The sequence below is a fragment of the Rugosimonospora africana genome, assembly GCF_016862975.1.
GTDB lineage: Bacteria > Actinomycetota > Actinomycetes > Mycobacteriales > Micromonosporaceae > Rugosimonospora > Rugosimonospora africana.
The window spans coordinates 1-834 of record NZ_BONZ01000192.1; the positions used below are offsets into that span (position 1 = coordinate 1).

Annotated in this window: 1 protein-coding gene; it reads right to left on the bottom strand. The window is 62.2% G+C overall.

Annotated elements, in window-relative coordinates:
- The coding region (locus Raf01_RS49170) for a condensation domain-containing protein (RefSeq protein ID WP_239134607.1) at positions 1-834 on the bottom strand (834 nt) is incomplete at both ends.

Genomic DNA, 834 nt, shown 5'->3' on the forward strand with positions numbered 1-834 from the left:
CAGATCCTGGCTGTAATCCAAAACGCCGTGAATACCGCCCGGGGTGCCGTCCGGCGCGTGGTGTTCGGTCAAGATGAACAACAGGTCGAACTCCGGGGCACCGGCTCCCATAGGCTCGGCCTCGGTGGTCAAACCCGCCAGGTCCAGTCGAGCATCGGCATTGTTCTGAAACGCCAACATAACCTGGAACAACGGATGCCGCGCCAACGAACGAGCCGGCTGAATCGCCTCAACCAAACGATCAAACGGCACATCCTGATGAGCATAAGCAGCAAGATCCGTCTCACGCGCCCGCCGCAGCAACTCCCCGAACGTTGGATCCCCCGACACATCCAGCCGCAACACCAACGTATTGACAAAGAACCCCACCAAGTCATCCAACGCATCATCGACCCGACCCGCGACAGGAGACCCGACCGGAACATCCTCACCCGCACCCAACCGACTCAGCAGTACCGCCAACCCAGCCTGCAACACCATGAACATGGTGACCCCATGCGCACGAGCCAACGCCACGAGCCCACGATGCAACTCCGACCCCAACTCGAACGACACCCGACCACCCCGGTACGAGGAGACCACCGGCCGCGGCCGATCCACCGGCAGCCGCAACTCATCCGGCAACCCAGCCAACGTCTCCCGCCAAAACGCCAACTGCCGTGACAACACACTGCCCGGATCGTCTTCCTCACCCAACAGCTCCTGCTGCCACAACGTGTAATCCACATACTGCACCGGCAAAGACGACCACCGCGGAGCCTCCTCGGCCCGCCGCGCCGCATACGCGTCCGTCAGATCACGCGCCAACGGACTCATCGACCATCCATCACACGC